The sequence below is a fragment of the Micromonospora sp. NRRL B-16802 genome, from assembly GCF_001279555.1.
Classification (GTDB): domain Bacteria; phylum Actinomycetota; class Actinomycetes; order Mycobacteriales; family Micromonosporaceae; genus Micromonospora; species Micromonospora profundi.
On record NZ_LGEB01000110.1, the window covers coordinates 252646 to 270786 of the forward strand.

Here is an 18141-nt window from a genome sequence, read left to right on the forward strand (position 1 = left end):
GGGGGTGGTGGGTCAGCGGGTGTGGTAGTTGGGCGCCTCGACGGTCATCTGGATGTCGTGCGGGTGGCTCTCCTTGAGCCCTGCCGCGGTGATCCGGATGAGCTGGCCCCGGTGGTGCAGGTCGGGGATGTTCTCCGCACCGGCGTACCCCATCGCCAGTCGCAGCCCACCGACGAGCTGGTGGGCCACCCGCGACAGCGGCCCCCGGTAGGGCACCTGGCCCTCGACGCCCTCGGGCACCAGCTTGTCGTCGCTGAGCACGTCCTGCTGGAAGTAGCGGTCCTTCGAGTACGACTTGGCCTGACCACGGGACTGCATCGCGCCGAGCGAGCCCATCCCCCGGTACGTCTTGAACTGCTTGCCGTTGACGAAGATCAGCTCGCCGGGGCTCTCCTCGCAGCCGGCCAGCAGGCTGCCGAGCATCACCGTGTCGGCGCCGGCCACAATGGCCTTGGCGATGTCACCCGAATACTGGATGCCGCCGTCGCCGATCACCGGCACACCGGCCGGACGGGCGGCGCGGGCCGCCTCCATGATCGCGGTGATCTGCGGCACGCCCACCCCGGCGACGATCCGGGTGGTGCAGATCGCACCCGGACCGACACCCACCTTGACCCCGTCGGCGCCGGCGTCGACAAGCGCCTTCGCACCGGCGTAGGTCGCCACGTTGCCGCCCACGACGTCGACGCTCACGTCCTTCTTGAGCCGACGGACCATGTCCAGCACGGCCCGCTGGTGCCCGTGCGCCGTGTCCACGATCAGCACGTCGACGCCCGCGTCGACAAGTGTGCGCGCCCGCTTGTAGGAGTCCTCGCCGACACCGATCGCGGCGGCCACCCGGAGCCGTCCGGCGGCGTCCTTGGTGCTCTCCGGGTACTGCTCGCTCTTGGTGAAGTCCTTCACGGTGATCAGCCCGCGCAGCCGACCCGCCTCGTCCACGATCGGCAGCTTCTCGACCTTGTGCTGGCGCAGCAGCGCCAACGCGTCGTCCTTGCTCACCCCGACCCGGGCGGTGATCAGCGGGGTACGGGTCATGATCTCGTGAACCGGGGTGCTCGGCTCGGACACGAAACGCATGTCGCGGTTGGTGACGATGCCTACCAACTGGCCGTCACCGTCCACCACCGGCACGCCGGAGATCCGGTACCGACCGCACAGCTCGTCGACCTCGCGCAGCGTGTCGTCCGGGCTGGCCGTCACCGGGTTGGTGATCATGCCGGACTCGGAGCGCTTGACCAGGTCGACCTGGAGCGCCTGGTCGTCAACGGAGAGATTGCGGTGCAGCACGCCGATGCCACCCTGACGGGCCATGGCGATCGCCATCCGCGCCTCGGTGACGGTGTCCATGGCGCTGGACAGCAGCGGAATGGTCAACTCGATGTTGCGGGTGAGCTTCGTACGGGTGTTGACCCGACTGGGCACCACGTCCGACTCGCCCGGCTGCAACAACACGTCGTCGAAGGTGAGCCCGAGCGGAACCACCCGCGCCGAGCCTGCCGGCAACTCGGGCAGGTGGCCGCCCAGGTCGGCGTGTTCGGCGCCGGCCGGAAGATCGGTGCTGGGCGAATTTTCCACGATTGCTCCCCTGAGCTGCTCGGATGGGCTTCAGCGAGGTGGCGCGGGCGGACACTGGGACACGCCGCGGTGCCGGCCGGTCGTCCCATCGTACCCAGTGAGCTGGGCGACCTCCGGCGGCGGCGGCACTCCCGGCGCGGTGCCGGGGGGCGGACGTTCACCCCGCGTTGGGTCTACGGTGAGGGGGTGCACGACGAGCCCATCGACCCGTTCAACGGCGACCCGGCCGACCCGACTGCGGGGCTTGACGATCCGGGCGACGACGCGACGCCGGATCCGCTGACCGACGTCGAGCGGCAGGACGTGCTCGAAGACCTCGCCGACCTGGAGATCTACCAGGCTCTGCTGGCACCGATCGGGGTGCGCGGGCTGGTGATCGAGTGCGAGGACTGCCGGGAGCCGCACTACTTCGACTGGGACCTGCTGCGGGGCAACCTGCGGCACCTGCTCAACTCGGGGCGTCCGCGCGTGCACGAGCCGGCCTACGACCCCGACCCGGACCACTACGTGACCTGGGACTACGCCCGTGGGTACGCCGACGGGGTGCACGACACCCTGACCGAGGGCACCGAGGACGAGCCAGGCACCCCCACGAACGACTGACTGCCGCGGACTGATCGTGCCGTTCAGGCGACGGGGCGAGCCTGCTCCCGCCGTCAGGCGACGAGGTCGGCTTGTTTCCGCCGTCAGGCGACGAGGTCGGCTTGTTTCCGCCGTCAGGCGACGAGGTCGGCTTGTTTCCGCCGTCAGCGACGAGGTCGGCTTGTTTCCGCCGTCAGGGCGACCAGGCCGGCCTGATCGCGCCGTCAGGCGACGAGGCCGGCTCGGAAGCCTGCGGCCACCGCGTGTGCCCGGTCCCGGGCGCCGAGCTTGCGGAACAGCCGCCGGGCGTGGGTCTTGACCGTGTCCTCGGACACGAACAGCTCCCTGCCGATCTCCGCGTTGCTCTTGCCCTCGGCCATGCCGAGCAGGACCTGCAACTCCCGCTCGGTGAGCCCGATCGACGCCCGGGTGGGGCGGGTGTTCGGGGCCGGCCGGGCGGCGTCGTTCTGACCGGTCGCCTGCTCGTCGGTGGCCGGGTCGACCTCGTCCTCGCCCCGCTGCACGGGCACGGACGGCATGCCCGCAGAGCCCTCGCCCGTCGCGGCGGTCCAGCCCGGCTCGGCGGAGCCGCGCAGGGACGGCGCCGAGCGGCCCGATCCGCCAACCGACGCGGTGTCCCGGGCCGGGTCGGTGACCCGCTGCCGGGAGGCCCGGCCGGGCGCGGTGAGCAGCAACAGGGCCTTGGCCACCGCACTTGTCAGGTCATGGTCGACGTTCTGGATCAGGCCCCGGGCGCCGGCGCTGATGGTGGCCGCCGCGGCCTCGGGTTCCTCGGTGCCGAGCAGCAGGACAGCGGCCTGCGGCGCGCGGGCGAGCACCCGGCGAACGAAGCCCGCGCTGTCCGGTCGGGTGAGGGCCGTGTCGGCGAGCACCACGTCGACCGGCCGTTCGGCGAGCCGGAGCATCACCTCGGGATCGGAGACGGCGGTACGGACGATCGCGGACAACCCCAGCCGCGCGGCAGCGGATGTCAGGTGCTGGGCCGCGAGTGGTGTCCGAACGCACACAAGAACAGTACGCACTGTGGTGGTCTCCTCTCCGCACACGAGCAGACCATGACGAGGTCGGCCCCGGAGGGGGTTCCGGGCAATCATCTGAACTTTTCCGACAACTAGGGCAAAAGCCCTAAGTTGTCGAGCGTTTTCGATCACAGGTGTGTGAGTCGGCAACAGCTGGGGTACCGGAGGGGCCAGGCCGGGAACGGTGCGCCTGCGCGGCCCGCCGCCCGGAAGCCGGCCACAAGGATCTCGCGGTGCCGCGCGGGAGGAGGGGTGCTGATGTCGAACGTACGTAGACTGCCCGGACCCATCGTCGACCTCTGGGACTGGCAGCGGCTCGGTGCCTGCCGAGGCCGCGACAGCGCCCAGTTCTTCCACCCCGACGGCGAGCGGGGCTCATCCCGGCTGCGTCGGGAGTCGTCCGCAAAGGCGGTCTGCCGGGCATGCCCCGTCCGCGCCGAGTGCGCGGCGCACGCGCTGTCGGTCCGTGAGCCGTACGGCGTGTGGGGTGGCTTCAGCGAGTCGGAGCGGCTGCGGCTGCTCGCCCTCGGCTGGGAGGACGTCGCGGACCGCCGGCACGCCCGGGTCGACGTCGCACGGCTGGAGGCCCGACTTGGCAGCACGCACAAGTCTGCTTTCCCGGCCCAGCGCAACGTCGCCTGACACCGACACTCTCAAGACAACGCGCGAACCGCGCCCCCGCATCGGAGGGCGCGGTTCGCGCGTTGTCGCGCACAGATCTTGGACAGTTACCGTTCCGCGCGAACGGTAACTGTCCAAGATCTGCGTGAGCGGGTGCTCAGCGGACCAGGACGGGGACCGTGTGCCAGCCGGTGGCGCCGTCCGGGACGACACCCTGCGTACGCTCGGTCTGGGTCTCGCCTGTCGCGTCGGTGGCCCGGACCTGGAGTCGGTGCTCGCCCGGCGTGGCGTCCCAGCGCCAGGACCACTGCACCCAGGTGTCCACCGACACCGTGGGCGCCAACTCCGCCTCCTGCCACTCGCCGTCGTCGACGCGCACCTCGACCCGTCGGATGCCCCGATGCTGCGCCCAGGCCACCCCGGCGACGGTCACCGGCCCGGCGGTCAGCCGGTTGCGCCTGCGGGGCGCGTCGATCCGCGACTGGGTCTTGATCGGCCCCTCGACGGACCAGCCGCGCGGCACCCAGTACGCGTCGAAGTCCGCGAACCGGGTCAGCTCCAACTCGGTCACCCACTTGCACGCCGACACGTAGCCGTAGAGGCCCGGCACCACCATCCGGGCGGGGAAACCGTGGTCGACCGGCAAGGGTTCACCGTTCATGCCGATGGCCAGCAGCGCGTCGCGCCCGTCGCGCAGAGCCGCCGTGGGGGTGCCGCAGGTCCAGCCGTCGACCGACCGACCGACGACCTGGTCGGCGTCGTCGTCCGGGTCGACCTCGTCGAGCAGCTCCCGAAGGGGTACGCCCAGCCAGCGGGCGTTGCCGATCAGGTCGCCGCCCACCTCGTTGGAGACGCAGGCAAGCGTCACGTAGCGCTCGACCAGCGGCCGGGCCAGCAGGTCGGCGTACGTGTAGGTGCGTTCGGTGCCGACCCGCCCGTGGATGCGCAGCCGCCACGTGTCCGGGTCCACCTGCGGCACCACGAGCGCGGTGTCGATGCGGTAGAAGCCGAAGTTCGGGGTGACGTACGGCGCGAGCTGCGCCAGCGACAGGTCCGCGCCCGCCGGCACCGCCGCCGCGGGTACGGCAGGCGCGGGCAGGCGAATCGCGTCCCGGGCGGCCGACACCCCGCGCCGCCCGGCCAGCCAGCGCCCGCCCAGACCGGCCACCGCGGCCGTGCCGAGCAGCACCCCGGTGCCGGTGAGGAACCGCCGTCGCGACTCCGGGTCGACCGCCTCCGGCCGCTCCGACCCGGCCAGGTTCGAAGGCCCACCCGGAGGCGGCGAGGCGGCCGGGGGCGGCGCGGGTGGGGTTGGTGGCGACCAGGGCCAGGGGTCCATCTCGAACGGGCCGGCGATGAACAGCCAGAGCACCAGCGCGCCCAGCCCACCGCCGACGAGCGACGGCAGGGCGTCGGCGAGGTCAGCGCCGGGACGGGTCAGCGCGGCGGCCACCCCGACGGCGCCCAGCGCGGCGATACCGGCCAGCCCGATCGCCAGTCGACGCGCCGCGAGCACTCCGATGAGCGCCGCGAACCCGCCCAGCAGCAGGGCCGTGCCGACCAGCAGGGCGATCTTGTCGGCGGTGCCGAAGACGTCGATGGCGAATTGCTTCAGCGGCTCGGGAACGGCGTCGACGACCACCCCGCCGACCGCTACCAGCGGCGCCGACCGGGGTCCGGTCAGTACGGCCACCGGTTCGGCGACTCCGATGGCGACGGTGGCGGCGGTGACTCCGGCCAGCGCGGCGTACCGCCGCGACGTGGTGCTCATCGACCCAGTGTGCGCGGTCGGCTCGCCGGGCTGCCAACCGTGACGGCGCTCGATGGCGGTTTCGGGAACAAGCCGGGGCACACCGTCGTGGACGGTGTGCCCCGGAAAGGGTGGTGCTAGCGGGTCAGAAGCCCGGGCCGTGCTGGTGACCGTGGCCGTGGCCGTGCCCACCGGCGCCGGCCGGCTCGGCCTGCTCCGGCTTCTCCACCACGAGGCTCTCCGTGGTGAGCAGCAGGCCGGCGATCGAGGCGGCGTTGGTGACCGCGTTGCGGGTCACCTTCACCGGGTCGATGATGCCGGCCTTGACCAGGTCGCCGTACTCGCCGGTGGCGGCGTCGAGGCCGTAGCCCCACTGCATCTCGGCGACCTTCTGGGTCACGACGTAGCCGTCGTGGCCGGCGTTCTGCGCGATCCAGCGCAGCGGCTCGACGAGCGCCTTGCGCACGATCGAGACGCCGACCTTCTCGTCACCGGTGAAGCCCAGGTCGTCGTCGAGCACCGGAAGGATCTGCACCAGGGCGGCGCCGCCGCCGGGCACGGTGCCCTCCTCGACCGCGGCCTTGGTCGCCGCGATGGCGTCCTCGATGCGGTGCTTGCGCTCCTTCATCTCGACCTCGGTCGCCGCGCCAACCTTGATCACGGCGATACCGCCGGAGAGCTTCGCGAGCCGCTCGGCCAGCTTCTCCCGGTCCCAGTCGGAGTCGGAGGCCTCGATCTCCTTGCGGATCTGGGACACCCGGTCCTCGACGTCGGCCTTCTGGCCGCCGCCGTCGACGATCGTGGTGTTCTCCTTGTCGACCACGACGCGCCGAGCGGTGCCCAGCACCTCAAGGCCAACCTGGTCGATCTTGTAGCCCAGCTCCGGGGCGACCAGTTCGGCGCCGGTGGAGATGGCGATGTCCTGGAGCAGCGCCTTGCGCCGGTCACCGAAGCCCGGGGCCTTCACCGCGCAGACCTTGAGGGTCTTGCGCAGCGAGTTGACCACGAGGGTGGAGAGCGCCTGGCCCTCCACGTCCTCGGCGATGATCAGCAGCGGCTTGCTGTTCTGGAGGACCTTCTCCAGCAGCGGCAGCAGCTCCTCGATCGCGGAGATCTTCTGCGTGGTGACCAGGATGTAGGCGTCCTCGAGGACGGACTCCTGGCCCTCCAGGTCGGTGACGAAGTTGGGCGAGATGAAGCCCTTGTCGAACTGGAGACCCTCGGTCACCTCCAGCTCGGTGGTGAGCATCGAGCCCTCTTCGACGGTGATGACGCCGTCGCGGCCGACCCGCTCCATCGCCTCGGCGATCAGCTCGCCGATCGTGGAGTCCTGCGCGGAGATCGTGGCAACGTTCGCGATCGCCTTCTGGTCGGCGACCTCGACGGCCCGACCGAGCAGCGCCTCGGAGATCTTGGTGGCTGCCGCGTCGACGCCCCGCTTGAGGCCAGCCGGGTTGGTGCCGGCGGTCACGTTGCGCAGGCCCTCACGGACCATCGCCTGCGCCAGCACGGTCGCGGTGGTGGTCCCGTCGCCGGCGACGTCGTTGGTCTTGGTCGCCACCTCCTTGACCAGCTGCGCGCCGAGGTTCTCGTAGGGGTTGGTGAGCTCGATCTCCTTGGCGATGGTCACACCATCGTTGGTGATCGTCGGCGCACCGAATTTCTTGTCCAGGACGACGTTGCGCCCGCGCGGGCCGAGGGTGACCTTGACCGCGTCAGCGAGGGCGTTGACACCGTGCTCCAGCAGGTGTCGGGCGTCGTCCGAGAAGCTCAGGATCTTCGCCATAAATGTCCCTTCGAAGCGACGTTGCCCCGGCCCGGCGAGCCGGACCGGGGCAACGACACTGATCGGTTGCTTACTTCTCGATGACCGCGAGGACGTCGCGGGCGGAGAGCACCAGGTACTCTTCGCCGGCGTACTTGACCTCGGTGCCGCCGTACTTCGAGTAGAGGACGGTGTCGCCGACCTGCACGTCAACCGGAACCCGGTTGCCGTTGTCGTCGACGCGCCCCGGGCCCACAGCGAGGACGGTGCCCTCCTGCGGCTTCTCCTTGGCGGTGTCGGGGATCACGATGCCCGACGCCGTGGTGGTCTCAGCCTCGTTCGCCTGGACCACGATGCGGTCCTCGAGCGGCTTGATCGCAACCTTGGTCGCGGTAGTCACGGGCATACCCTCCTGGGGTACTGGTTTCGTTACCGGCCGGCGGGGCCGGCCAGCGTCAATTGCCACATGCCACCGGGCGGGGCCGTCGTCGCGGGTGCCGGTCCGCCTGGCGTTGCGCACCCGGGTCGCGAGACCCGGAAGCTGGCACCCTCGGGGTGAGAGTGCTAATCGCAGGTTATTCCGTGGCTGGCACTCCGTCAAGGAGAGTGCCAACGCACGGCCTGTCGTGTCGCCACAATCTCGGCGCGCCGGCGTCGGTCATCAACCCGGACCGGCCGCCACTGCCGCTGGTCGGGACAATGCTCGGGTGAATCTCGATCAGCTGGCTGCGCTGCGTACCCCCGAGGGGTCGGCCGCACTCGCGGCGGCGGCCGGGCTGGCCGGCGGCGACCCGCTGGCGGCGGCGTCGGCCCTTCGATCGGCCGGGGTGCCACCCACGCTCGCGGCGGCGGCGCTCACCCAGGCGGAGCTGCGCCACCGGGCGGTCGGCAAGTTCGGCCCGGCCGCCGCCGGGATGTTCCTCACCCGCGCCGGCCTGGAGCAGGCCACCCGCCGGGTCGTCGCGGACCGCCGCGCCGAACGGCTGCACGCGGCCGGCGTCCGCACGCTGGCCGACCTGGGTTGCGGCCTCGGCGCCGACGCGCTCGCCGCCGCCCGCGCCGGCATCCGGGTGTACGGGGTGGAGGCCGACCCGGTGACCGCCGAGATGGCAGCCGCCAACGCCGCAGCGGCGGGGCTGGCCGAGCGCTTCACTGTCGAGTGCGGCGACGCCACAGCGTTCGACGTCTCCCGGGTCGACGGCGTCTTCTGCGACCCGGCCCGGCGTCGGGCCGGCACCGGCCGTCGGATCTTCGACCCGCGTGCCTACTCACCACCGTGGGACTTCGTGACCGGGCTTGCCGAACGGGTGCCCCGCACTGTGGTGAAGGTGGCGCCGGGGTTGGATCACGCGCTCATCCCGCCCGGCGCGGAGGCGGAGTGGGTGAGCGTGGACGGCGACCTCGTCGAGGCGGCGCTCTGGTGCGGCGAACTGGCCCGGGAGCCCCGCCGCGCCACCGTCCACCGCCAGGAGGGCGCCGGGTTCCGCCGCCACGAGCTGACCGGCTCGGGTGCCGTCGAGGCCCCGGTCGGGCCACCACGCCGCTACCTGTACGACCCGGACGCGGCGGTGGTACGCGCGCACCTCATCGCCGAGCTGGCCGGTGAGCTGGACGCCACCCTCGGCGACCCGAGCATCGCCTACCTCTACGGCGACCAGCCGACCCGCACCCCGTACGCGCGCTGCCTGGAGGTCACCGACGTGCTGCCGTTCTCGCTCAAGCGCCTGCGGGCGCTGCTGCGGGACCGCAGGGTGGGGCGGGTGGAGATCCTCAAGCGGGGTTCGGCGCTCACCCCGGAACAGCTCCGCAAGGATCTGCGGCTGGCCGGCGACCAGGCGGCGAGCCTGGTGCTGACCCGGGTGGCCGGGTCGCCGACGGTGCTTGTCTGCCGGCCTGTCGACTAGGTTCTCAGGCGTGGCGGGACAGGGCACTCCGGCGACGGCACTGCTGGTCAAGCATGGCGTCGCGCATCGCATCCATCCGTACCAGGTGTCTCCGGACGCGCCGAACTATGGCGCGCTGGTGGCGGCGGCGCTCGGTGTGGCACCGGAGCGGGTGTTCAAGTCGTTGGTGACCGAGGTCGACGGTGCGCTCACGGTGGCAGTCGTTCCGGTCACCGGAGAACTGGACCTCAAGGCTCTCGCCGCCGCTGCCGGAGGCAAGCGGGCGACGCTCGCCGACCGGTCGGTCGCCGAGCGGGCCACGGGCTACGTACGGGGCGGTATCAGCCCGCTCGGGCAGCGTCGGCGGCTGCCCACGGTGCTTGACGAGTCCGCACTGGACCTGCCGACGATCTACGTCTCCGCTGGCCGGCGCGGTCTGCAACTGGAGCTGGCGGCGGCTGATCTGGTGGCCCTGACCGAGGCCCGCACCGCGGCGTTGCAAGCCCACTGAGGGCTTTCATGACGGTCGACGTCTGGCGGATGAGCGATGAGTAACAACCACGTTGCTGAATTGTTATCGCTATCAACAAACTCTGCACCTACGCGGTCTTGTGGACTCGGCGCGCAGCGCAATACGTTGCCGGGCACAACAAACTACACCTCCTCCACCTTCCGAAAGGACCCTGCACATGCGTAAGGGGATCCTCACCATCGCCGCCGTGGGCCTGCTCGCGACCGGCGGCTTGACCGCCTGTGGCGACGACGACTCCGGCGGCCAGGCCAGCTCCGCCAAGACTCCCAAGATCGGCGTGATCCTCCCGGACAGCAAGTCGTCCGTCCGCTGGGAGACCGCGGACCGCAAGTTCCTCAAGGAAGCGTTCGAGGCCGCCGGCGTCCAGTACGACATCCAGAACGCCCAGAACGACAAGACCGCCTTCCAGACCATCGCCGACCAGATGATCACCGGCGGCGTCACCGTTCTGATGATCGTCAACCTGGACTCCGGCACCGGCAAGGCCGTCCTCGACAAGGCCAAGTCGCAGGGCGTCGCGACCATCGACTACGACCGGCTCACCCTGGGCGGCTCGGCCCAGTACTACGTCAGCTTCGACAACGAGACCGTCGGCAAGCTCCAGGGCGAGGGCCTGGCGAAGTGCCTGACCGCGCAGGGCGCCAAGAACCCCGTCGTGTCGTACCTGAACGGCTCCCCCACCGACAACAACGCCACCCTGTTCAAGAACGGCTACGACTCGGTGCTCAAGCCGAAGTTCGACGCCAAGGAGTACGTCAAGGGCCCCGAGGACGCCGTACCGGCCTGGGACAACGCACAGGCCACGACGATCTTCGAGCAGCAGCTCACCAAGGCCAACGGCAAGATCGACGGTGTGCTGGCCGCCAACGACGGCCTCGGCAACGCGGCCATCTCGGTGCTCAAGAAGAACAAGCTCAACGGCAAGGTCCCGGTCACCGGGCAGGACGCCAGCACCGAGGGCCTGCAGAACATCCTCGCCGGCGACCAGTGCATGACCGTCTACAAGGCGGTCCGGGAAGAGGCCAACGCTGCCTCCGACCTGGCCATCGCGCTGGCCAAGGGCGAGAAGAAGGACACCGGCCAGACGGTGAAGGACCCCGAAGGCGGCCGCGACGTCCCCTCGGTGCTGCTCACCCCGAAGGCCATCTACAAGGAGAACGTCAAGGACGTCATCGCCGACGGCTACGTGACAAAGGAAGAGGTCTGCGCCGGGACGTACGCCAAGCTCTGCGCCGACGCCGGCATCAGCTGACCGACGACGCAGTACCCGCCGGGACGACACCCGCCGCCCGGCACGGGAGCCACCCTCCCGTGCCGGGCGGCGCCCGCCGGCCAGGCCCCGACCCTCCTAAGGAGACCCCCGTGTCCGCGACCCCCCTGCTGGAACTACGCGGGATCGACAAGAGCTTCGGTCCCGTCCAGGTGCTCCGCGATGTCGCCTTCACCGCCCACCCGGGCGAGGTGACGGCCCTCGTCGGCGACAACGGCGCCGGCAAGTCGACCCTGGTCAAGTGCATCAGCGGCATCTACCCCACCGACGCCGGCGAGTTCCTGTTCAACGGCGAACAGGTGAGCATCAGCAGCCCGCGGGACGCCGCCGACCTCGGCATCGAGGTCGTCTACCAGGACCTCGCCCTCTGCGACAACCTCGACATCGTGCAGAACATGTTCCTCGGCCGGGAGAAGCGCCGCGGCATCGTCCTGGACGAGCCCACGATGGAACAGCTCGCCGCCGAGACACTCGCCGGGCTGTCCGTGCGCACCGTCACCTCGCTGCGCCAGCACGTCTCCAGCCTCTCCGGCGGCCAGCGCCAGACCGTGGCCATCGCCAAGGCGGTGCTGTGGAACAGCAGACTGGTAATCCTGGACGAGCCCACCGCCGCCCTCGGCGTCGCGCAGACCGCACAGGTGCTCGAACTGGTCCGCAGGCTCGCCGACAACGGCCTCGCCGTGGTGCTCATCTCGCACAACATGAACGACGTCTTCGCCGTCTCCGACCGCATCGCCGCGCTGTACCTCGGCCAGATGGTCGCCCAGGTGAAGACCACCGACATCACCCATTCCCAGGTGGTCGAGCTGATCACCGCAGGGCGCTCGGGCGGGCTCGGCCTCGCCACCGACCCGGGTACGGGCGGCAACGGCAACGGCAACCAGCTGGCCGACTCGACCTCAGGAGGCGACCGATGACCACCACCGCCGTGCGGAAGGACGGCCCCGCCGCCGTCACACCGCCGCCGACAATCGAGGGCCACGTCCGCACCTACGTGAGCCGGGTACGCGGCGGCGACGTCGGCGCGCTCCCTGCCGTTCTCGGCCTTCTCGTGCTCTGCACCGTCTTCGCGATCATGCAGCCGTCGTCGTTCCTGTCCGCCGGCAACTTCGCCAACCTCTTCACACAGGGTGCGGCGGTCACGCTCATCGCGATGGGGCTCGTCTTCGTCCTGCTGCTCGGCGAGATCGACCTCTCCGCAGGCTTCGCCAGCGGCGTCTGCGCAGCCGTACTCGCCAACGTGGTCACAGTTCTCGGCTACCCCTGGTGGGTCGCCGTGCTCGCCGCCGTCGCCACCGGCGTCGTCATCGGCACCACTCTCGGCCTGCTCGTCGCGAAGATCGGCATTCCGTCCTTCGTGGTCACCCTCGCCGGGTTCCTCGCCTTCCAGGGCATCGTGCTGATGCTCATGAAGGAGGGCACGAACATCTCCGTACGCGACGACGTGCTTGTCGCCATCGCCAACCGCAACCTCAGCCCCGCCCTGGGCTGGGTCCTGGCCATCCTCGCCGTCGCCGGCTACGCCGCTGTGCAACTGCTGCGCCACCGCAACCGGGTGGCCCGCGGCCTCATCACCGACCCGCTGGCAGTGGTGGCCGTCCGGATCGGCGGCCTCGCCGTCATCCTCGGCGCGGCGGTCTACATCCTCAACCTGGAGCGCAGCCGCAACGTCCTCATCAGCTCCCTCAAGGGCGTGCCGATCGTCGTACCGGTCATCGCCGTTCTGCTCATCATCTGGACCTTCGTGCTCCAGCGCACCAGCTACGGGCGCCACATCTACGCTGTGGGCGGCAACAGGGAAGCTGCCCGACGCGCCGGCATCGAGGTGGACCGCATCCGGATCTCGGTATTCGTCATCTGCTCCTCGATGGCTGCCGTCGGCGGCATCGTGGCGGCCAGCCGAGCCAACTCGGTCGACCCCAACACCGGGGGCAGTAACGTACTGCTCTACGCCGTCGGCGCGGCGGTGATCGGCGGCACCAGCCTCTTCGGCGGCAAGGGCCGGGTCTTCGACGCCGTCCTCGGTGGAGCGGTGGTCGCGGTCATCGACAACGGAATGGGCCTCATGGGTTACAGCGCGGGAGTCAAGTACGTGGTCACCGGCGTCGTACTCATGCTCGCCGCCAGCGTCGACGCCTTCTCCCGCCGCCGGGCAGCCGCCACCGGCACCCGCTGATCACGCGGGGGGAGGTGACACCACATGCGCCCGGCACCAAGCCAGGACGAGGTCCGGCGGCAGAACCTGGGGGCTCTGCTGCGACACGTACACGTCCACGGGGCGACCACACGGGCCGAACTGACCACCACCCTGAGGCTGAACCGCAGCACCATCGGGGCCCTCACCGCCGACCTGACCGCAGTGGGTCTGGTCAGCGAGGGCACACCGAAGGAGACCGGCCGGGCCGGACGTCCGTCACTGGTCGTCCGGCCCGAATCCAACCGGGTGTACGCGTACGCGTACTCCGTCGAGGTTGACCGGCTGCGCGCCGCCCGCGTCGGGCTCGGCGGCGCGGTGCTGGACCGCCGCGACCTGGACCGACCGCGCGGCCTGTTGGCCGCCGAGGCCGCGCCGCTGCTGGCCGGCGCGGTCAAGGAGATGCAGCAGACGGTGCCCGCCGACGCGATCTGCGTCGGCGCGGGCGTGGCCGTCTGCGGCATGGTCCGCCGCGACGACGGCCTGGTCCGGCTCGGTCCCACCACCGGCTGGGTGGACGAGCCGATCGGCGCGGCGCTCGGCGCCGAACTCGGCATCGACGTACCGATCACCGTGGGCAACGTGGCCGACGTGGCGGCGTTCGCCGAGCACACCCGGGGCGTCGCGGCCGGCTGCGACAACGTCATCTACCTGTACGGCGATGTCGGGGTCGGCGCCGGCATCATCGCCGGTGGACGAAGGCTCACCGGGCACGGCGGATACGGCGGCGAGGTCGGCCACATGAAGGTGGTCCGCGACGGCCTGCCCTGCGAGTGCGGGGCCCGGGGCTGCTGGGAAACCGAGATCGGCGAGCACGGCCTGCTGCGGGCCGCCGGGCGCTCCGACGCCCGGGGCCGCGAGGCGCTGCTGGCCGTCTTCGACGCCGCCGACCGGGGTGACGCACGAGCCCAGACGGCGGTACGCCAGGCCGGCGACTGGCTCGGCTTCGGAATCGCCAACCTGGTGAACGTCTTCAACCCCGAGATGCTCATATTCGGCGGCACCATGCGCGACCTCTACCTCGCCTCGGCAGCCCAGATCCGCAGCCGCCTCAACTCCAACGCGCTTGGCGCGTGCCTGGAGCACGTCCGGCTGCGCACCCCCCAACTGGGCGAGGACGCACCCCTGATCGGTGCCGCCGAGCTGGCCTTCGAGCGGCTCCTCGCGGACCCCCTCGACGTGGGCTGACGCGCGTACCCTGTCCGGCGTGGATGTCGAGCTGCGCGCCTCCGACGACGACCGCCATCGGGTGGTCGCCGAGCTGCACCGGCACACCACAGCGGGCCGGCTGACGCTCGACGAGTTCTCCGAACGGGTAGGTGCTGTATGGACGGCCCGTACCCTCGGTGACCTCGCCGTGCTGACCCGTGACCTGCCAGCCCTGCCTGGCGCCGGCGCCAGCACCCCGGCCGGCGCCGAGCACCTGGGGCACGGCCGCCGGGAGCTGCTGGTGCTCTTCGCCGTCGCCGCTGTGACCCTGCTGCTGCTCGGTGGTTTCCTCGCCATCACCCGCTGATCCGCGCCCGCGCCGATGAACTGATCGAGCGGAAAGTCCGTACCAGTGGGCGGACGGGCAGCCGGTAGGCAACGGCTGCCCTGTCCAGACGCGCGTTTCGGTCCGGACCGAGGAGGCACCCCAGACATGGCACCGCTCAGATCCGCCCGTCGCCAGCCGGGCAACCGGACCCACCGGGCGGCGCTGCTGCTCATCGCGATCGTCGCGGGGATCGGTGTGCTGCCCGGCGTGGCCGTCGCCGCTCCCGCCGGTGGGCAACAGCTCAACGCCGCAGACATGACGTTGCTCAACGGGGTGCGGCTGGCCGGGCTGTGGGAGATGCCCGCCGGCCAGATGGCCGCCGAGAAGGGGCAGTCGGCAAAGGTCCGGGAGATCGGTGCGGGCATCGCCAACGAGCACCAGAAGCTCGACCAGCTCGTCGTGGATGCCGCAAACAAGCTCGGCGCGACCATCCCCAGCGAACCGACCGCCGAGCAGAAGGGCTGGCTGGCCGAGATGCAGAAGGCATCCGGCGCCCGGTTCGACCAGATCTTCGTCACCCGGCTCCGGGTGGCCCACGGCAAGATCTTCCCGGTGATCGGTGCGGTGCGGGCCAGCACCCGTGACGCGACGGTCCGCAAGCTCTGCGACGACGCCAACGGCTTCGTCATGCACCACATGCAGATGTTGGAGAGCACCGGCCTGGTCCGTTGGCCGGAACTGCCGCCGGCCGCCCTGCCCGCTCCGGGCTCAGACGGGCTGCTGGCCGCAGCCGCAGCCAACACCGGCCCACAGGTCGGTGTCAGCAGCACTGTCGTCTGGCTGGTCTTCCTCGCCGCACTGGGCACCGGCGGGATCGCCACCTACCGCATGTTGCGCCGCAACTGACAGTCGTTGGTGGCCCCGTTCAGCGGTCGACCTGGGTGAAATCCCAGGAGTGCGGGGCGCGGGCCACCAGCAGGGCGGGCGGATCGGGCAGCGGGCGCGGGTTGCTGCGCCACTTGGAGATCACCACCACCCGGTGGTCGGTGGAGGAGAAGACCTCACTGGACACGTGCAACGGGTCGTGCTCCAACTCGGGCAGGGCGGTGTCGCACACCCACGTGATCAGGTCCGCGACACCGTACGCCTCGGCCCGCGCCTCCCACATCCGCACGATCATCTCCGGTGCCCCCGTCACACGCTGACCGTTGTCAGCGGCAGCGCCGAGTCGGCCGGCAGGTCCAGCCGGCTCGGCGCGACCCCGGCGGCGACCAGGTGCGAACCGAGCGCCGCCACCATCGCCCCGTTGTCGGTGCACAGTTTCGGCCGGGGCACCCGGACCCGGATGCCGTACTTCTCGGCCCGCTGCTCGGCAAGCGCCCGCAGTCGGGAGTTCGCCGCCACTCCCCCGCCGATCACCAGCGTGTCGATGCCGTTCGCCCGGCAGGCGGCGAGCGCCTTGCTGGTCAGCACGTCGCACACCGCTTCCTGGAAGGACGCGGCCACGTCGGCCACCGGCACCGGCTCACCAGCGCGCTGCCGCGCCTCGACCCAGCGGGCGACGGCGGTCTTGAGCCCGGAGAACGAGAAGTCGTACCGGTGGGCGGCAAGGTCCTTGGCTGCGGTGAGGCCGCGCGGGAAGGCGATCGAGGCGGCGTCACCGGCCCGTGCCTCCCGGTCGATGGGCGGGCCACCCGGGAACGGCAACCCGAGCAGCCGGGCAACCTTGTCGAACGCCTCACCGGCCGCGTCGTCGATTGTCGCGCCGAGCGGGGTCACGCCCCGGGCCAGGTCGTCGACGAGCAGCAGGGACGAGTGCCCGCCGGAGACGAGCAACGCGATGGCGGGTTCCGGCAGCGGCCCGTGCTCCAACGTGTCCACCGCGACGTGTGCGGCGAGGTGGTTCACGCCGTACACCGGCTTCTCGGCGGCCAACGCGTACCCCTTGGCGGCGGCGACGCCGACCAGCAGGGCACCGGCGAGACCGGGCCCGGAGGTGACCGCGATGGCGTCGATGTCGGCCAGGGTGACGCCGGCTTCGGTCAGGGCCCGCTGCATGGTCGGCACGATGGCTTCCAGGTGGGCGCGGCTGGCCACCTCGGGTACCACGCCACCGAAGCGGGCGTGCTCCTCGACGCTCGACGCGAGCGCGTCGGCAAGCAGGGTGTGCCCCCGCACGATGCCGACACCGGTCTCGTCGCAGGAGGTTTCGATGCCCAGGATCAGCGGTTCGTCAGCCATTGTCGTGTGGTCCGTTCCCGGTCGGCTCGGCGACGCGTTGCATGACCAGCGCGTCGGTGTTGCTCGGTTGGTAGTAGCCGCGCCGCACCCCGATCGGCTCGAAGCCGTACATCGCGTAGAGCCGCTGCGCGGCGACGTTGTCCGCGGCGACCTCAAGCAGGGTGTTGCGGGCACCGCGCCGGGCTGCCTCGGCGAGCAGGTCCTCCAGCAGGGCACGTCCCACGCCGCGTCGCTGGGCGTCCCGGCGGACTGCGATGTTCTGCACCCACACCTCGTCCGGCGGGGCTCCGGCGAGCCCGGCGTAGCCGAGAATGGTGCCGTCGGCGTCGACCGCGACACGGTAGTAATGCCCGTTGGCCAGTTCGTTCCAGAACATCGCCGGCGACCATTGTTCGGCACCGAAGAGGTCCGCCTCGATCGGCAGCACGTCGTTGACGTGCCACCAACGGAACGGTTCCAGCCGGACGGTCGTGCTCACGGGAGGACCGGTTTGCGGGCGGTCGCCGCCACCGCGTCCGGTCGGCGCAGGTAGAGCGGGGTGAGTCGTTCACCGGGCGCGCCGGCCCGGATCCGCTCGCCGGCGAGCAGCGCCAGCACTGTGGCATCCGGGTAGCGGGGCTCGACCCGGACCGGCATCTCCAGGACCTCGGCGTACCGGTGTGCCCCGTCGCCCACCGCGACAGTCGCCCCCAGCTCCCGGGCGCGTGCGGCGGCCACCGCCGGCGTGGACACCTCTGGACCGACGATCCGCTGGCCGGCGCCGTCGTAGACGGCCCAGTACAGTTCCCGCCGACGGGCGTCGCTGGCCGCCAGCACCGGCTCACCGACGGCGGCCGGGTGGCCGATCCCGTCGAGGGAGCAGACGCCGTACGTGGGGATGTCGAGCACCTGACCCATCGTGGCGGCGGTGACCAGCCCGACCCGCAGCCCCGTGAACGGCCCCGGACCGAGCCCCGCGACGATGGCGGCCAGGTCACCCGGACGCGCGCCGACGTCGGCAAGGACCGCCTCGATCTGGGGCGCGAGCAGTTCACCGTGCGCGCGGGCGTCGACCGTGCACCGGTGCGCACGGGACGTCACGCCGGCAGCCGAGACCTCCACCAGCGCTGCGGTCACCGCGGGGGTTGAGCTGTCCACCACGAGTACGAGCACGGTAAGCCAGCCTAGCCGCCCCACCGCCACCGCCCGGTCACGCCCCCACCCCCCCCCCC

At 71.2% G+C, this 18141-nt stretch carries 19 protein-coding genes; 10 read left to right on the top strand and 9 right to left on the bottom strand.

The genetic code is table 11. The features are described from left to right. Window positions 1–12: 12 nt before the first annotated feature. Complete coding sequence (guaB, locus tag ADK66_RS28065; protein WP_053660556.1) at window positions 13–1575, bottom strand: IMP dehydrogenase; 1563 nt, start codon at window positions 1573–1575, stop codon at window positions 13–15. Window positions 1576–1761: 186 nt separating this feature from the next. Between guaB and ADK66_RS28070 the strand changes: the two genes are divergently transcribed. After that, entirely contained in the window at window positions 1762–2178 is a 417-nt protein-coding gene (locus ADK66_RS28070) for a DUF5319 domain-containing protein (RefSeq protein WP_053660643.1), read from the top strand. A 203-nt stretch (window positions 2179–2381) separates the two neighbouring features. On the opposite strand, the gene ADK66_RS28075 is transcribed toward ADK66_RS28070, so the two are convergent. Next, on the bottom strand, window positions 2382–3200 hold the full coding sequence (locus tag ADK66_RS28075; RefSeq protein WP_053660645.1) for a response regulator transcription factor: 819 nt from the start codon (window positions 3198–3200) through the stop codon (window positions 2382–2384). A gap of 255 nt (window positions 3201–3455) precedes the next feature. Between ADK66_RS28075 and ADK66_RS28080 the strand changes: the two genes are divergently transcribed. Next, window positions 3456–3839, top strand: coding sequence for a WhiB family transcriptional regulator (locus ADK66_RS28080; protein ID WP_053660647.1), 384 nt, complete (start codon window positions 3456–3458; stop codon window positions 3837–3839). Window positions 3840–3975: 136 nt separating this feature from the next. Here ADK66_RS28080 and ADK66_RS28085 read toward each other — a convergent pair whose 3' ends face one another. From ADK66_RS28085 to groES, 3 genes are all read right to left on the bottom strand, one after another. Next, a complete protein-coding gene (locus ADK66_RS28085) occupies window positions 3976–5589 on the bottom strand; it encodes a molybdopterin-dependent oxidoreductase (protein ID WP_053660558.1) in 1614 nt (537 codons plus the stop codon). A 124-nt stretch (window positions 5590–5713) separates the two neighbouring features. Beyond that, the gene (gene groL / locus ADK66_RS28090) at window positions 5714–7354 is read right to left on the bottom strand and encodes a chaperonin GroEL (protein ID WP_053660559.1); all 1641 of its coding nucleotides are present in this window, start codon (window positions 7352–7354) and stop codon (window positions 5714–5716) included. Between the two features lie 70 nt (window positions 7355–7424). After that, the gene (groES, locus tag ADK66_RS28095; RefSeq protein WP_030330046.1) at window positions 7425–7739 is read right to left on the bottom strand and encodes a co-chaperone GroES; all 315 of its coding nucleotides are present in this window, start codon (window positions 7737–7739) and stop codon (window positions 7425–7427) included. Between the two features lie 301 nt (window positions 7740–8040). Between groES and ADK66_RS28100 the strand changes: the two genes are divergently transcribed. From ADK66_RS28100 to ADK66_RS28135, 8 genes are all read left to right on the top strand, one after another. Beyond that, complete coding sequence (locus ADK66_RS28100) at window positions 8041–9237, top strand: methyltransferase domain-containing protein (RefSeq protein WP_053660561.1); 1197 nt, start codon at window positions 8041–8043, stop codon at window positions 9235–9237. A 10-nt stretch (window positions 9238–9247) separates the two neighbouring features. After that, a complete protein-coding gene (ybaK, locus tag ADK66_RS28105; RefSeq protein ID WP_053660562.1) occupies window positions 9248–9727 on the top strand; it encodes a Cys-tRNA(Pro) deacylase in 480 nt (159 codons plus the stop codon). A gap of 178 nt (window positions 9728–9905) precedes the next feature. After that, window positions 9906–11000, top strand: a complete 1095-nt coding sequence (locus ADK66_RS28110) for a sugar ABC transporter substrate-binding protein (protein ID WP_053660564.1) — start codon at window positions 9906–9908, stop codon at window positions 10998–11000. Window positions 11001–11110: 110 nt separating this feature from the next. Continuing rightward, on the top strand, window positions 11111–11935 hold the full coding sequence (locus tag ADK66_RS28115; protein ID WP_053660566.1) for an ATP-binding cassette domain-containing protein: 825 nt from the start codon (window positions 11111–11113) through the stop codon (window positions 11933–11935). Next, the gene (locus ADK66_RS28120; protein WP_053660568.1) at window positions 11932–13194 is read left to right on the top strand and encodes a sugar ABC transporter permease; all 1263 of its coding nucleotides are present in this window, start codon (window positions 11932–11934) and stop codon (window positions 13192–13194) included. The genes ADK66_RS28115 and ADK66_RS28120 overlap by 4 nt, the downstream gene beginning before the upstream one ends. A gap of 24 nt (window positions 13195–13218) precedes the next feature. Further along, the gene (locus tag ADK66_RS28125) at window positions 13219–14400 is read left to right on the top strand and encodes an ROK family protein (RefSeq protein WP_053660570.1); all 1182 of its coding nucleotides are present in this window, start codon (window positions 13219–13221) and stop codon (window positions 14398–14400) included. A 19-nt stretch (window positions 14401–14419) separates the two neighbouring features. Beyond that, a complete protein-coding gene (locus ADK66_RS28130; protein ID WP_053660572.1) occupies window positions 14420–14728 on the top strand; it encodes a DUF1707 domain-containing protein in 309 nt (102 codons plus the stop codon). A gap of 126 nt (window positions 14729–14854) precedes the next feature. Beyond that, window positions 14855–15595 (top strand): DUF4142 domain-containing protein, encoded by a 741-nt coding sequence (locus ADK66_RS28135; protein ID WP_053660574.1) that lies wholly within the window; start codon window positions 14855–14857, stop codon window positions 15593–15595. 19 nt (window positions 15596–15614) lie between these two features. Here the strand turns inward: ADK66_RS28135 and ADK66_RS28140 are convergent, their stop codons facing one another. Genes ADK66_RS28140 through tsaB form a run of 4 tightly spaced genes read right to left on the bottom strand, consistent with a single transcriptional unit; the run spans window position 15615 to window position 18082 of the window. Beyond that, complete coding sequence (locus tag ADK66_RS28140) at window positions 15615–15869, bottom strand: hypothetical protein (RefSeq protein ID WP_053660576.1); 255 nt, start codon at window positions 15867–15869, stop codon at window positions 15615–15617. 14 nt (window positions 15870–15883) lie between these two features. After that, window positions 15884–16930 (bottom strand): tRNA (adenosine(37)-N6)-threonylcarbamoyltransferase complex transferase subunit TsaD, encoded by a 1047-nt coding sequence (gene tsaD, locus ADK66_RS28145; protein WP_053660578.1) that lies wholly within the window; start codon window positions 16928–16930, stop codon window positions 15884–15886. After that, window positions 16923–17408, bottom strand: a complete 486-nt coding sequence (gene rimI, locus ADK66_RS28150) for a ribosomal protein S18-alanine N-acetyltransferase (RefSeq protein ID WP_082377706.1) — start codon at window positions 17406–17408, stop codon at window positions 16923–16925. The genes tsaD and rimI overlap by 8 nt, the downstream gene beginning before the upstream one ends. After that, a complete protein-coding gene (gene tsaB, locus ADK66_RS28155) occupies window positions 17405–18082 on the bottom strand; it encodes a tRNA (adenosine(37)-N6)-threonylcarbamoyltransferase complex dimerization subunit type 1 TsaB (protein WP_053660651.1) in 678 nt (225 codons plus the stop codon). Before tsaB ends, rimI begins: the two co-directional genes overlap by 4 nt. Between the last annotated feature and the right edge of the window lie 59 nt (window positions 18083–18141).